We start from the raw sequence: 13,926 nt of genomic DNA on the forward strand, positions 1-13,926 counted from the left end.
CCCGTGCGGCTTAACCATACAACACCCAAGAAGTGTGAGACCTTGCGGTCGAGAAAAGATAAATTATTTCAACTAAATCAGACAGAAAATTGCTCCTGCATTTTCTGCACTTCCGCCCTCCATGGCGGTCGCTTTCCAGATTCCAATTTATGCCTGGCGGCCATAGCGCTGTGGAACCACCTGAACCCATGCCGAACTCAGTAGTGAAACGCAGCCGCGCCGATGATAGTGTGGCAGCTGCCATGTGAAAGTAGGTCACTGCCAGGCACCCAATTTAAGCTGATATAGCTCAGTTGGTAGAGCGCACCCTTGGTAAGGGTGAGGTCCCCAGTTCAAATCCGGGTATCAGCACCAGTTATAAAGTTTTGTTTGATTGCCATAGCGTTGTGGAACCACCTGATCCCATGCCGAACTCAGTAGTGAAACGCATCTGCGCCGATGATAGTGTGGCAGCTGCCATGTGAAAGTAGGTCACAATCAAACGCCCAATAAAAAAGCCCAGCTCTAAGAGCTGGGCTTTTTTGTCTGTAAAAAATAAACTTCATCCAGCCTCCCATAGGATGTACACAATGCATACAACTTTATTTCACCATTTTGCTATTTAATGATCATTGTCATGGTGTTTATTCATTAAGATGCGCTAATGTAGTGATAAGCGCAGAGATTACTGCTCTTGAGGTATAAAAGAGTGATCAATATCACCTTTTTGGTGTAGGCTTTGCTTCAGACTATGTCATAACTCGTATTTTATCTGCATGTTAACAGTTATCAATTCGCTCTGTTAATAAACAGCGATTGTTTGTGGTGCAGGTAACTTGGTTGCAAGCTGTTAAAATAATAATGTGAGCAAAATGAACGATAAACAAAAGCAGATCAATGTAAAAGATGTAACGCCTGCGCGTTCACACCGGCCTACTGATGATGGGCATATCTATGTTCGAGCCCAGACAGGTCAATGGCAAAAACTACGCAAATACTTAGGCTGGATCCTAATGTCGGTATTTATTATTGGTCCTTGGTTAACGTGGAATGGCCGTCAAGCGCTATTGTTTGATGTTGAACAGCAACGCTTTCAGGTGTTTGCAGCCACAATTTGGCCTCAAGATCTCACCTTGCTTGCCTTACTATTAATGATTTCTGCTGTTGCCTTATTTTTTGTCACTACCTTTTTAGGGCGGGTATGGTGTGGTTATGTTTGTCCACAAACCGTTTGGACCTTTATATTTATCTGGTTTGAAGAAAAGCTAGAGGGTAGTGCCAACAAACGCCGCAAGCTTGATCAATCGCCTTGGAACTTTAATAAAATTTGGCGGAAAACAGCCAAGCATATTGCATGGCTGGCAGTGTCGTTATTAACGGGCTTCACTTTTATTGCCTACTTTATTCCATCCCATCAGCTGGCTATAGAAGTGTTGACCTTTTCTACCAGCTTTTGGGTAGGTTTTTGGGTTTGGTTTTTTGCTTTTTGCACTTATGGTAATGCCGGCTTTATGCGTACCATTATGTGTACCCATATTTGTCCCTATGCACGCTTTCAATCCGCGATGTTCGATAAGGATACCTTTACAGTAAGTTATGATACTGATCGCGGTGAAAAACGTGGCCCTCGTGGTCGTAAAGCTGATCCTAAAGAACTGGGGTTAGGTGACTGTATTGATTGTAACTTATGCGTGCAGGTGTGCCCTGCCGGTATCGATATTCGTGATGGCCTTCAGTATGAGTGTATTAACTGCGGTGCTTGTGTTGATGCCTGTGACCAAACCATGGATCGTATGGGGTATGAACGAGGCCTTATTAGTTACACCACTGAGCATAAGTTAAAGCATGGGACGACTCACGTTGCGCGCCCTAAGTTAATCGGTTATGGCTTTATTATCACAGTATTATGTGGCGTGTTCGTTTACATGGCGGTGAGTATTATGCCGATGGGCTTAGAGATTTTGCGAGACCGTAATCAGCTTTATCGAGAAACCAATGAAGGCTTGATTGAAAACACCTACACCATGAAAATCAATAACAAGACGTTAGATACTGAAACCTATCGCCTATCAGCTGAGGGGTTAGAAGACGTCACTTGGATTGGCCCACAAGAAGTAGAAGTCATTGGTGGGGAGACGATTAGCTTACCTATTAGCCTAGCCGTTGACCCTTACCTGTTATCATCACCAGTAAGTGATGTGACCTTTGTACTTTCTCATACTGGGTTAGATGAAGACGATAGCAAAGCGACCTTGCGCCATAAGAGTAAGTTCTTTAGTGCAATTAACTGATGTTATTAGTGAGTAAATAATTTAGACCGTAGCCGTTGGCTGCGGTCTTTTTTTAGGGAGCTATATGGATTATTACCAGCTTACTCCAGAGGTCATTGCAGATGCGCTACAGAGCGTAGATATAGTCGTCGATTCTGGATTAATGGCATTAAACAGCTATGAGAATAGGGTATATCGTTTTAAAAGCGATACTGAAAAACCCATGGTGGTTAAGTTTTATCGCCCGCAGCGTTGGAGTGTGCAGCAAATACAAGAAGAGCATGATTTTTTGTTTGCATCTGCAAGCAAAGGCGTTCGTGTTGCTGTACCTATTAAGCGGGAGCAGGCGAGTGTTTTTGTATATCAAGGGATGCAGTTTGCGGTATGGCCAGCTATTGCCGGGCGGCAATTAGAAACAGATAATCTTGACCAATTAGAGGCCTTTGGCGAACAAGTAGCCCGATTGCACCAAGTAGGGGCGGGAATTACGTTATCTTGTCGACCACAAATAGCAGCAGAGAGTTACTTAATGCATGCCCGAGCTATGCTACAAAAAAAAGCACAGCTCCCTAAGGCATTATCTACCCCCTTCTTTAAACACTTAGATGCTGTAATAGAGAAAAGCTGTGTTTTATATCACCCTAAACAGCAACTCACTATCCATGGTGATTGTCATGCCAGCAATGTGCTGTGGAATGAGGGCCCCTGGTTACTCGACTTTGATGACTGTCGCACTGGGCCTGCCATACAGGACTTGTGGATGATGCTCAGTGGTAGCCGACAAGATCAGCTGATGCAGCTAGATACGCTGCTAGCGGGTTATGAAAGCGTACGTGAGTTTGATAATAGTGAGTTGGCATTAATTGAGCCTTTACGAGCCATGCGTATTATTAATTATATGGCGTGGTTAGCTAACCGTTGGACTGATCCTGCATTTGTGCGTAATTTCCCGTGGTTTAACACCGAAGAGTATTGGCAGCAGCAAATTGGAGTGTTGGCTGAGCAACGACAAAATCTAGATGCAGAGCCATTATCCTTGACCTCGTGGAACTGATTAACTAACGTGACTTAGCTTTAATTATATGGGAATAATTATGAAGAAGTATGTTGTTGTTTTATTTGCTTTACTTATGACTCCATTGGCGAGTGTCGCTGCAGATTTTAAAGAAGGCGTTGAGTATAAAGTAGTACAAGAAACTGCCAGCAATGGGCCGGTGGTCACTGAGTTTTTCTCTTATATTTGTTCACATTGCTACAGTTTTCAGCCACTGATGAATAAATTAGAGCTGCGGATACCTGAGCTAGAGCTGAACAAAATACCGGTTGCTTTTTTAGGACGAGATCTTGGGCCTCTCTTACAAAGAGCCTATGCTGCAGCGGTGTTGCTGAAAGTAGATGAGCAGCTTACCCCTGTTATTTTTGATCGCATTCATCGCCAGAAGAAAATGCCCCAAAATATGGCTGATATTAAAGCTCTTTTTATTGATAACGGAGTTTCTGAAAAAGAGTTTGATGGCGTTATCAATAGTTTTGCACTTAATGGCATGATTGCTCAATACGATAAAAAGACGGAACGTTTTGATGTGCATGGTACGCCTACCATAGTGGTCAAAGACAAGTATGAGCTTGATATGAGTGAAATTGGTTCAGAGGAACGTTTTTATCAGACGGTAGAATATTTACTTACCTTGGATTAATGTTTACGCCTGCAAGGTTAGTATGAGCTCAATACAGCCCCAAGATACTTAGTACTTGGGGCTGTTTATGTTCAAGAGATACTCTGTTGAGTGATGGGGTAAACATTAGATTGTCGCTCTTCTAAATAGATAACTTCTTGATGTTGCCAGTAAACAGTGGGTAGATGGAATAGATAAAACTTATCTCTATGGGTGCCGGCAACAAACCCCATATTTTTTAACGTTAACTCATAGTGAATATCGTTTACAAAGTCTAAGCTAAAGTGTTGGCGATTCGACAAAGTCGTGATGTCGTCTCTACTAAGGTATACGCCTTCTGGTACCTCTTTGAACCTGTCATAAAGCCAAACAGCAAACTCCTTTGCACTTTTCATGGTAGGCTCCTTCTTTCCAAAGTGTCTGCCTTAATGATAGCTTAAGATTGCAGTTGCTGTATTAACCTGTCCATGGCGCGATACCCTAATGCTTCTATTAAATGTGAGCGACTAATGTGCTCTTGATGCTCTAAGTCAGCTATGGTTCTGGCTACCCTAATTAATTTATGCCATGCACGAATAGAAAGTTTCATCTTGTGTAATGCCTGCTCTAAAAACTCAGCATCAGATTGATCTAAAGGGCAAAAACGCTCTAATTCTGAGGCACTAAGTCTGGCATTGGTTTTGCCTGCTCGCTGTAATTGCTGTGATCTTGCGGCTAACACTCTTTTTTTAACGGCGGCAGAGCCTTCAGCCTTAACACGCTTGCGACTCAGCTCGCCTGGGGGCAGTAAAGAGACTTCTGCAGATAAGTCGAACCTATCTAAAAAGGGACCTGAAACTTTACTAAGATAGCGTAAAATTTGCTCCGATGAGCTGCGTGTATAGCCTTCTTGATAATGGCCACAAGGGCTGGGGTTCATGGCGGCAATTAATTGAAAACGAGCAGGAAAAATAACACTTTGCGCGGCTCGAGCAATAGAGATGTAATTGGTTTCTAATGGTTCGCGCAAGGCGTCTAACACTCTTCGTTCAAACTCGGTCATTTCATCAAGAAATAAAACACCGTTATGCGCTAAAGAAATCTCCCCCGGTTTGGGGTAACTGCCGCCCCCCACTAGCGCCACCGCTGAAGAAGAGTGGTGAGGTTGGCGAAAAGCGCGTAAACGCCAGTTTTCTGGTTCTAAGCTTACGCCACTAATCGACCTAATCGCTGCCAGTTCTAGGGCTTCCTCTTCACTCATGGGGGGTAATAACCCTGGGAGTCGGCTAGCTAGCATACTTTTACCGGTACCAGGTGGGCCTAAAAGTAACAAGTTATGCTCACCGGCCGCTGCTATTTCTAAGGCTCGTTTGCCGCCTTCTTGACCAATAACATCACATAAGTCAGCCACATATTCAGGCTCTTGTATAATGATTGGTTCAGGTGTTGCAAGCTCGCCTTGTTGCCTTAACCAAGCGGTAATGGCTAATAGGTGAGGGGCAAGTAGCGCTGGACACGGCTGAATAACCCCTGCTTCATAGTCGTTGGTATCGGGCAGTATTAATAAGCGATCATCATCTCGGGCTGCGAGTACTGCGGGCAGTGCACCTTTAATTTGGCGTAATGTTCCCGTTAATGCAAGCTCACCTAAAAACTCCAGTTTTTCAAGTTGGCTGGTGGGTATTTGCTCTGATGCCGCCAAAATAGCGATCGCAATAGGTAAGTCGAAGCGACCGCCTTCTTTAGGCAAATCGGCAGGGGCTAAATTAACAGTGATACGACGTGCTGGGAATTCAAAGCCTGAATTGATGAGTGCGCTGCGTACTCGGTCTCGCGCTTCTTTAACGGTGGTTTCTGGTAGGCCCACAATATTGAACACAGGTAAACCATTAGCCAGGTGTGCCTCTACTGTAACGAGAGGGGCTGTAACCCCTAAACTAGCACGAGCAAAAACAATGGCGAGTGACATCCTAGTCTCCCTAATATTTTATGTGTGTTAATTTATTTTTATTAGCATTTTAAACTGGCTAATTAACTTAAGTTTGAGACACTCCTTTGCTTATTTAATCAGTAAAGTCTTGTTTAGCTTAGCTCATCATGCTAGTTGTATAGGTACGCTTGAGTTGAATGTTCCGGCTCAGTACCCTATTGAGTAATAATTTTTATGAATTTTATAGTGCGTTTTGTCAATATTATTGTGGTCTTAGTGGTGATTATTAAATCTCCGCTCGGGGTACTTTAGTCTGACGATACGCATATAACCGCAGACAAAACGTAAAACCCCCGAGCACATCGCTCGGGGGTTTTTTTTTAACAAACTTTGGCAGCAACGGATGGGCAGCAATCACATGAATGGCGCACAATATATAGTTAACACTCTTAAACAACAGGGAGTAACCCAGATCTTTGGCTACCCCGGTGGAGCCATTATGCCGCTCTACGATGCCCTGTATGACGGTGGAGTAGATCACCTGCTGTGTCGGCATGAACAGGCAGCTGCATTGGCAGCAGTAGGCTATGCCAGAGCCAGTGGTCAGGTAGGCGTTTGTATGGCTACATCAGGCCCAGGCGCGACTAACCTGATCACCGGTCTGGCTGATGCTATGCTAGATTCTATTCCGTCAGTGGCCATTACTGGGCAAGTTCCCATGGCGGCAATTGGTACTGATGCCTTTCAAGAAGTGGATGTGCTGGGTATGTCCTTATCTTGCACCAAGCACTCTTACTTAGTGGAAAATGTTGAAAATTTAGGTGCGATTATTGCTGAAGCGTTTGAAATTGCACGTTCAGGTCGCCCAGGGCCTGTGTTAATTGATGTGCCAAAAAATGTGCAAGTTGCCTTAGTTGAGCCTCAGCAGACTCCTACTTTTAGCACTAAACCTAACCCACTGCAGAGTGACGCACTGGCTGATGCTCAGGCATTACTGAGCAGCGCTAAGCAGCCCGTTTTATATGTGGGAGGCGGAGTTGGGATGGCGAATGCTATTACCGAGTTACGTGATTTTGCGCGAAAAACCGGCATCCCTATGGTGACCACTTTGAAGGGAATTGGTACCTTAGATCCTGATAATGATTTGTTTTTAGGTATGCTAGGTATGCACGGAACAAAAGCTGCCAATATTGCGGTTCAGCAGAGTGATCTACTGTTGGTGGTGGGCGCGCGTTTTGATGACAGAGTCACCGGAAAGCTCGATGCTTTTGCTGTTAATGCCCAAGTTATTCATATCGATAAAGATGCCTCAGAGTTTGGCAAAGTACGTCATGCCGAGGTTAGTATGAATACGGATCTATGCACCGTGCTCCCAGTACTGACTAATGATAAAATAACCGCCAATATGCTCACTATTGAACCATGGCGCGAGCATTGTAAGGCACTTAAAGTAGAGCATGCGTGGCGTTATGATCACCCAGGTGATGCTATTTATGCGCCACTTATGCTGAACCAATTAAGCCGCGCATTAGGTGACACTGCTATGGTGAGTTGTGATGTAGGCCAGCACCAAATGTGGGTTGCCCAGCACATGCGCTTTACTAGCCCACGTAACCATTTAAGTAGTTCAGGTTTAGGCACTATGGGTTTTGGGTTGCCTGCGGCCATCGGAGCTAAATTGGCACGCCCTCAAGATGAATCAGTATTAGTGTCGGGGGATGGTTCATTTATGATGAACGTGCAAGAACTGGGTACCCTTAAACGTGCACAGTTGCCCGTAAAAATGGTGTTATTAGACAACCAGCGTTTAGGTATGGTGCGCCAATGGCAAGAGCTGTTCTTTGATGGTCGTTACAGTGAAACTATACTCACTGATAACCCTGATTTTGTGGCGATGGCTGCGGCATTTAATATTCCGGGTGAAACCATTACTTGTAAAGCCGATGTGGAGCCTGCCATAGCGCGTATGCTAGCAGCAGAAACTGCTTATTTGTTGCATGTACGAATTTCGGAGCAAGAAAACGTCTGGCCCTTGGTGCCGCCCGGCGTTGCCAACGACCAGATGATGGAGAAAAAAGCATGAACCCATATCAATTACAGATAACGGCTAAGTTTCGTCCCGAAGTGTTAGAGCGCGTCTTACGCCTTACTCGCCACCGTGGCTTTCGTGTGAACGATATGAATATGTCAACGCAAGATAATGGCCAATATTTGGTTATTCAGCTTAACGTATTCAGTGACAGACCCATTAGCCAGCTTAGCCTGCAGTTAGAAAAATTGCTGGATGTCACCCAAGTTCAAGTGCTAGACCAAGAACAAGCATTAAAGAAAATAGCTTAGAAAGAGCGCCGTACGCTTTACGCTATACGCTGTAAATGAAGGATAAATAGTTGCTCTATCTTTGACTTACGCCGTACAGCGTAAGGCGTATAGCTATTATTTTATAGGTAAGAGATAGGCTCGCTTCGCCGTTGCCTGTATGACTCACATTGTTAGGAATATCAGAATGCCAAAGTATCGCTCCGCTACTACTACTCACGGCCGTAATATGGCTGGTGCTCGCGCCCTGTGGCGTGCAACCGGTATGACTGAAGGTGACTTCGGCAAGCCTATTATTGCGGTGGTAAACTCTTTTACCCAGTTTGTGCCGGGCCATGTGCATTTAAAAGACATGGGGCAGTTAGTTGCGCGCGAAATTGAAGCCGTGGGTGGTGTTGCCAAAGAATTTAATACCATTGCCGTAGACGATGGCATTGCCATGGGGCACGACGGCATGCTGTATAGCTTGCCAAGCCGTGACTTAATTGCCGACTCTGTGGAGTATATGGTTAACGCTCACTGCGCTGATGCCATGGTCTGTATTTCTAACTGTGACAAAATTACTCCTGGCATGCTAATGGCCGCATTGCGAGTGAATATTCCGGTTATTTTTGTCTCTGGCGGCCCGATGGAAGCCGGTAAAACTAAGCTTTCTGACCAATTGATTAAATTGGACTTAGTGGATGCCATGGTACAAGGCGCCGACCCGACCGTAGATGATGCCCAAAGTGAGCAAGTTGAGCGTAGCGCTTGCCCGACCTGTGGCTCTTGCTCTGGCATGTTTACTGCCAACTCCATGAACTGTCTAACTGAAGTGCTGGGCTTGTCACAGCCTGCCAATGGCTCTTTGTTAGCCACTCATGCTGATCGTGAGCAACTCTTTAAATCTGCGGGGCATCGCATTGTTGAGTTAACCAAGCGTTACTACGAACAAGATGATGTCACGGCCCTGCCACGTACCATTGCTAATAAAGAAGCCTTTGAAAATGCCATGGTATTAGACGTCGCTATGGGGGGCTCAACTAATACAGTGTTGCACTTGCTCGCAGCCGCTCACGAAGCGGGTGTCGACTTTAATTTAGATGATATTGATGCGCTGTCTCGTAAGGTTCCGCAGTTGTGTAAAGTAGCGCCTTCTACCCCTAAATATCACATGGAAGATGTGCACCGTGCTGGTGGGGTAATGGGGATTTTAGGTGAGTTAGATCGTGCCGGCTTGCTACACACCCATTTGCCCACAGTAATGGGGATGACCATGGCTGAGCAGTTAGCTAAATATGACATTATGGTAACCGAAAACGAAGCAGTAAAAACCATGTTCCGCGCAGGACCCGCCGGCATTCGTACCACAAAAGCATTTAGCCAGGACTGTCGTTGGGACACCCTAGATAATGACCGTGCCGAAGGTTGTATTCGTAGTTTAGAGCACGCTTATAGCCAAGAAGGAGGTTTGGCAGTGTTATCTGGTAACCTTGCAGTGGATGGCTGTATTGTAAAAACCGCCGGTGTCTCTGACGATAACTTAGTCTTTCGTGGACCGGCTCGCATTTATGAAAGCCAAGACAGTGCCGTTGCCGGTATTTTAGGTGGCGAAGTAAAAGCTGGAGAGGTGGTGGTGATCCGCTACGAAGGCCCTAAAGGTGGCCCAGGCATGCAAGAAATGCTCTACCCAACCACTTACTTGAAATCAATGGGGTTAGGTACTCAGTGTGCTTTAATCACTGATGGTCGTTTTTCTGGCGGTACCTCTGGTTTGTCTATAGGTCATGTCTCCCCAGAAGCGGCCAGTGGCGGCACCATTGCTTTGGTAGAAAATGGCGATATTATCGATATTGATATTCCTGGGCGCAGCATAATGTTAGATGTCTCAGATGAAGAATTAGCAACCCGTCATGAGTTAATGAATGCTAAAGGTGAGCAAGGTTGGAGCCCTGCAGAAGCACGCGAGCGTCATGTTTCTTACTCACTGCGCGCTTATGCTTCTTTGGCTACCAGTGCTGATAAAGGTGCGGTACGCGACATCACTAAGCTGGGGGGCTAAATATATGGCACAGCCGGCATTGAAAGAAGCCGCCGCATTACGTACTGCGAGCGAATATTTGCGTCGCATTTTACTGTCTCCTGTGTATGAGGCAGCACGGGTCACACCCTTATCGCCGTTGAAGAAAATCTCAGAGCGTTTAGGGCATTCAGTATCGCTTAAGCGGGAAGACATGCAGCCTGTGCACTCTTTCAAGTTACGCGGTGCCTATAATAAAATCGCTCAGCTAAGCCCTGAACAATTACAAGCTGGGGTGATTGCCGCCTCAGCGGGTAACCATGCACAAGGGGTGGCGTTATCTGCGGCTAAATTGGGTATTGACGCTACCATTGTTATGCCTGTAGTGACGCCAGATATTAAAGTGGACTCGGTACGTCGTTTTGGCGGCAAGGTCATCTTACATGGCAATAATTTTGATGAGGCCTATGCCCACTGTTTAGCATTAGCAGAAGAACATAAGCTAACGCTGATCCCCCCCTTTGATGATCCAGATGTGATTACTGGTCAAGGTACCATTGGCCGTGAGTTACTGGAGCAAGACACCCGCTTAACCCATGTGTTTGTCCCTGTGGGCGGCGGTGGCTTGGCGGCAGGGGTTGCTGTGTATATCAAGCAACTACTGCCACAGGTGAAAGTGATTGGTGTTGAGGCTGAAGGTTCAGCTTGCCTAAATGCGGCGCTCAAAGCACAAGAGATTGTGAGCTTAGATAGAGTGAGCACCTTTGCGGATGGCGTGGCGGTAAAGCGTATCGGCACCGAGACTTTTCGCCTGTGTCAGCAATATCTTGATGGGGTGATTACCGTCAGCTCGGATGAAATATGTGCCGCTCTTAAAGATATTTTTGAAGACACTCGTGCCATTGCTGAACCTTCGGGAGCGCTGGCGCTGGCGGGGCTAAAAAAATATAGCCAAGCAGGGGATTACTCTCACGCTCGTATGGCAGCCATTTTAAGTGGCGCTAATGTTAACTTTCATTCCTTGCGTTATGTGTCTGAGCGTTGTGAGCTGGGTGAAAAGCGTGAAGGTGTGCTGGCGGTGACTATCCCTGAGCGTAAAGGGGCTTTTGTCACCTTTTGCGAAGTGTTGGGCAATCGCATGGTGACCGAGTTTAACTATCGTTATGCCTCTGATGATAAAGCAGCGGTGTTAGTGTCGGTACGCTTAAGTGATGGTGATCGTGAGTTAACCCAGATCATGATGGAGCTGGAACAAGCAGGCTACCAAGTCGCTAATATGACGGACAACGATTTAGCGAAATCGCATGTACGTTATATGGTGGGTGGACGGCCTCCTAAAGCTTTACATGAGCGCCTCTATAGCTTTCGCTTCCCTGAGCAACCAGGCGCACTAATGCGCTTTTTGGACACCTTAGGCACGCGTTGGAACATTAGTTTATTCCATTACCGTAACCAAGGATCTGAATTTGGGCGTGTGTTATGTGCTTTTGAATTACCTGATGCCGATTTAACCGATTTTGAGCAGCACTTGCTTGAATTAGGTTATCGCTGGGATGATGTCACCACTGATGAGGCATATCAGTTTTTTTTAGCACATTAGTTTAAAGCTGCGTCGAGTCTTCAGGGCTCGGCGCCCAGCTTAAAACTGCATACTAAGACCTGCATAACTATTTATTGATGGCGCACAATTACATTCTGTTAACATTGTGTGCATTTTCTTGTTGCCAAAACCACCACTTCCTGTTCTAATTCTGCTCGTTTTCCACTTTAATTCAGGACTTTTATTGTGGTTATATTATCTTCACTACTGGCTTCTGTCAGTCAAATCTACTTTGTCAATCGTCCGCTAGCCGGTTTGTTAATTACTTTAGGTGTATTTTGGGCTTCTCCTTATATGGGAGTAGCTATGCTTATTGGTGCTGCAAGCGGCGTGTTAACAGCGCAATTATTAAAGTTTGATCGGGGATTACAACTCGAAGGTTGTTATGGCTTTAATGGGGCTTTGGTCGGTTTGTCGCTGGCGCTATTTGCGCCTCAAAGCACCATGTTATTATTGATTGTTATAATTTTAGGCGCTATATCATGTTTAATGTACGCGTATTTACGTAAAACCTTTCGTTTTTCGTGTTATACCCTCCCTTTTAATCTGCTGATTTTGCCTTGGCTATATTGGAATGGGCAGCGCTTGGTTGATGAAGTACCCAACGATTATGAGTTTTCTTTATCGGCTATTGGACAGGTGATCTTTCTACCCGACACAGTGCCAGCGGTGATGGTGTGTGCAGCCTTATTATTAGCAGGTATAGGCATGTTGGGCTGGGCTTTTGTGGGGGCCATAGTGACCAGTGGTACAGCCACTTTTTTACTTGTAAACCCTGAATATATTAACTTTGGTCTGACCGGTTATAACGGAGTGTTAGCGGCGGTTGCCATGTTTTGGCATCAGTTTAAACCGGGTTGGAGTATTCTTGCTGCGGTACTGGCTGGGTTAATGACCGCCATGATGTTAAAAACGGGACTTCCCATGCTGACCATGCCGTTTGTACTGAGCTGTTGGATATGTTTGGCTATGCACTATGGAACTTGCTATTACCAAGATAAATATATGACGGATAGGGAGAGGTACTAATGAAACTGGGCTTTATTGGTATTGGGCTAATGGGTAATCCGATGACCCAACGTCTATTGGAAGCAGGCTTTGACGTGACAGTGTGGAACCGCAGTGCCGATAAATTGGCCGAGGTGAGTGCCGCAGGCGCGACCCTTGCTAGCAGCATTGGTGAGCTGGTTAAGCAAGTTGATGTAGTGTTGCTCTGCGTGGCTAACACCGAGGTTGTTGAGGCCGTAGTATTTGGTGATGCTGGGGTGAGTGAATTTGGCCGTGCCGACCAGCTACTGGTGGACTTTTCTAGCTCAGACCCCCAAGCCACGCGAGAATTTGCCGCCAAGCTAAAAGCGACCTGTGGTATGAACTGGGTTGATTCGCCGGTTTCTGGTGGTGTTGCTGGCGCCGAACAAGGCACCTTGGCCATTATGTGTGGTGGTGCAGCGGAAGATATTGAACGCATTCAGCCATTGTTAGCTCCTTTATCACAACGTGCCACCCATATGGGACCCGTTGGAGCCGGTCAGGTGACTAAGGTCTGTAACCAGATGATAGTGGGCTGTAATTTAATGGTGTTGGCTGAAATGACGGCCTTGGCGAAGGCGTGTGGTGTGGATGCCGAGAAAATACCTGATGCCTTGGCGGGTGGTTTTGCTGATTCTAAGCCGATGCAGATCACAGGTCCGTTAATGGCCGCAGAGCTAGACCCCGACCCTAAATGGCATGTACGCACGCTACTTAAAGATTTAGATATGGCGGTGAGTCAAAGCAAGCAAGAGGGCACGGCTGTACCTATGTCTGGCTTAGCTGCGCAACTGATGCGCCAACATGGTAATAAAGGCTTTTTAGAGCGGGATCCCGCCACCTTAATCAAGCTATATAAAGATTAAAGGCCGCTATAAGCCGTCAGCGATCAGTAAAGATCAAAACCCAAATCTAAAAATATTTTGCCACGGAATCCACGGAACCTACGGAAAAATCAAGATGAGATAAGATCTTACCAAGATATGTTATTGGTAAGGTCTACCGAACAAAGCTCCGTACGCTGTAGGGGCGAATTCATTCGCACAGATATAATGGTACAGCCTAAAAAAAGTCAATGTGCTTTATACCAATCGTACTAAATAAGTAGTCAGTTGTACTGCCTGTAAAAGCCGAACAAAGGGGCC

General features: G+C 45.9%; 11 protein-coding genes, 1 tRNA gene and 2 rRNA genes. 12 read left to right on the forward strand and 2 right to left on the reverse strand.

Going from position 1 to position 13,926, the window contains the following annotated elements; translation table 11 throughout:
* The first annotated feature begins 152 nt into the window (after window positions 1-152).
* The 6 genes from rrf (ACTHY5_RS07715) to ACTHY5_RS07740 all read left to right on the forward strand — a co-directional run bounded on the left by rrf (ACTHY5_RS07715) (window position 153) and on the right by ACTHY5_RS07740 (window position 3,946).
* A 5S ribosomal RNA gene (gene rrf / locus ACTHY5_RS07715) occupies window positions 153-267 on the forward strand.
* 11 nt (window positions 268-278) lie between these two features.
* Window positions 279-354: transfer RNA gene (locus tag ACTHY5_RS07720), tRNA-Thr, on the forward strand.
* A 14-nt stretch (window positions 355-368) separates the two neighbouring features.
* Window positions 369-483 (forward strand): 5S ribosomal RNA (rrf, locus tag ACTHY5_RS07725).
* A 368-nt stretch (window positions 484-851) separates the two neighbouring features.
* Window positions 852-2,270, forward strand: a complete 1,419-nt coding sequence (gene ccoG / locus ACTHY5_RS07730; protein WP_441878384.1) for a cytochrome c oxidase accessory protein CcoG — start codon at window positions 852-854, stop codon at window positions 2,268-2,270.
* A gap of 64 nt (window positions 2,271-2,334) precedes the next feature.
* A complete protein-coding gene (locus ACTHY5_RS07735) occupies window positions 2,335-3,303 on the forward strand; it encodes a serine/threonine protein kinase (RefSeq protein WP_441878386.1) in 969 nt (322 codons plus the stop codon).
* A gap of 28 nt (window positions 3,304-3,331) precedes the next feature.
* Complete coding sequence (locus ACTHY5_RS07740) at window positions 3,332-3,946, forward strand: thiol:disulfide interchange protein DsbA/DsbL (protein WP_441878388.1); 615 nt, start codon at window positions 3,332-3,334, stop codon at window positions 3,944-3,946.
* Between the two features lie 71 nt (window positions 3,947-4,017).
* Here ACTHY5_RS07740 and ACTHY5_RS07745 read toward each other — a convergent pair whose 3' ends face one another.
* Together ACTHY5_RS07745 and ACTHY5_RS07750 are read right to left on the reverse strand one after the other, a co-directional pair.
* Window positions 4,018-4,320 carry a hypothetical protein gene (locus tag ACTHY5_RS07745; RefSeq protein ID WP_441878390.1) on the reverse strand — a complete coding sequence of 101 codons (303 nt, stop codon included), beginning with the start codon at window positions 4,318-4,320 and terminating at the stop codon, window positions 4,018-4,020.
* Window positions 4,321-4,361: 41 nt separating this feature from the next.
* The gene (locus tag ACTHY5_RS07750) at window positions 4,362-5,873 is read right to left on the reverse strand and encodes a YifB family Mg chelatase-like AAA ATPase (RefSeq protein WP_441878392.1); all 1,512 of its coding nucleotides are present in this window, start codon (window positions 5,871-5,873) and stop codon (window positions 4,362-4,364) included.
* Window positions 5,874-6,252: 379 nt separating this feature from the next.
* Here ACTHY5_RS07750 and ilvG point away from each other — a divergent pair, with 379 nt between their 5' ends.
* The 6 genes from ilvG (at window position 6,253) to ACTHY5_RS07780 (ending at window position 13,647) form a co-directional block, all read left to right on the forward strand.
* A complete protein-coding gene (ilvG, locus tag ACTHY5_RS07755) occupies window positions 6,253-7,917 on the forward strand; it encodes an acetolactate synthase 2 catalytic subunit (protein WP_441878402.1) in 1,665 nt (554 codons plus the stop codon).
* The gene (gene ilvM, locus ACTHY5_RS07760; RefSeq protein ID WP_441878394.1) at window positions 7,914-8,174 is read left to right on the forward strand and encodes an acetolactate synthase 2 small subunit; all 261 of its coding nucleotides are present in this window, start codon (window positions 7,914-7,916) and stop codon (window positions 8,172-8,174) included. The genes ilvG and ilvM overlap by 4 nt, the downstream gene beginning before the upstream one ends.
* Before the next feature lie 166 nt (window positions 8,175-8,340).
* The gene (gene ilvD / locus ACTHY5_RS07765) at window positions 8,341-10,194 is read left to right on the forward strand and encodes a dihydroxy-acid dehydratase (RefSeq protein WP_441878396.1); all 1,854 of its coding nucleotides are present in this window, start codon (window positions 8,341-8,343) and stop codon (window positions 10,192-10,194) included.
* A 4-nt stretch (window positions 10,195-10,198) separates the two neighbouring features.
* The gene (gene ilvA / locus ACTHY5_RS07770; protein ID WP_441878398.1) at window positions 10,199-11,752 is read left to right on the forward strand and encodes a threonine ammonia-lyase, biosynthetic; all 1,554 of its coding nucleotides are present in this window, start codon (window positions 10,199-10,201) and stop codon (window positions 11,750-11,752) included.
* Between the two features lie 186 nt (window positions 11,753-11,938).
* Window positions 11,939-12,781 (forward strand): urea transporter, encoded by an 843-nt coding sequence (locus ACTHY5_RS07775; RefSeq protein ID WP_441878399.1) that lies wholly within the window; start codon window positions 11,939-11,941, stop codon window positions 12,779-12,781.
* Complete coding sequence (locus ACTHY5_RS07780; protein ID WP_441878401.1) at window positions 12,781-13,647, forward strand: NAD(P)-dependent oxidoreductase; 867 nt, start codon at window positions 12,781-12,783, stop codon at window positions 13,645-13,647. The genes ACTHY5_RS07775 and ACTHY5_RS07780 overlap by 1 nt, the downstream gene beginning before the upstream one ends.
* The last annotated feature ends 279 nt before the right edge of the window (window positions 13,648-13,926 follow it).

Source organism: Oceanisphaera sp. (genome assembly GCF_052084945.1).
In the GTDB taxonomy this organism is placed as follows: domain Bacteria; phylum Pseudomonadota; class Gammaproteobacteria; order Enterobacterales; family Aeromonadaceae; genus Oceanimonas.

Bases quoted from the DNA above. Each gene is read 5' to 3' on its own strand.
- ccoG (WP_441878384.1), top strand. From the start codon at position 852: ATGAACGATAAACAAAAGCAGATCAATGTAAAAGATGTAACGCCTGCG.
- ACTHY5_RS07735 (WP_441878386.1), top strand. From the start codon at position 2,335: ATGGATTATTACCAGCTTACTCCAGAGGTCATTGCAGATGCGCTACAG.
- ACTHY5_RS07740 (WP_441878388.1), top strand. From the start codon at position 3,332: ATGGGAATAATTATGAAGAAGTATGTTGTTGTTTTATTTGCTTTACTT.
- ACTHY5_RS07745 (WP_441878390.1), bottom strand. From the start codon at position 4,320: ATGAAAAGTGCAAAGGAGTTTGCTGTTTGGCTTTATGACAGGTTCAAA.
- ACTHY5_RS07750 (WP_441878392.1), bottom strand. From the start codon at position 5,873: ATGTCACTCGCCATTGTTTTTGCTCGTGCTAGTTTAGGGGTTACAGCC.
- ilvG (WP_441878402.1), top strand. From the start codon at position 6,253: ATGAATGGCGCACAATATATAGTTAACACTCTTAAACAACAGGGAGTA.
- ilvM (WP_441878394.1), top strand. From the start codon at position 7,914: ATGAACCCATATCAATTACAGATAACGGCTAAGTTTCGTCCCGAAGTG.
- ilvD (WP_441878396.1), top strand. From the start codon at position 8,341: ATGCCAAAGTATCGCTCCGCTACTACTACTCACGGCCGTAATATGGCT.
- ilvA (WP_441878398.1), top strand. From the start codon at position 10,199: ATGGCACAGCCGGCATTGAAAGAAGCCGCCGCATTACGTACTGCGAGC.
- ACTHY5_RS07780 (WP_441878401.1), top strand. From the start codon at position 12,781: ATGAAACTGGGCTTTATTGGTATTGGGCTAATGGGTAATCCGATGACC.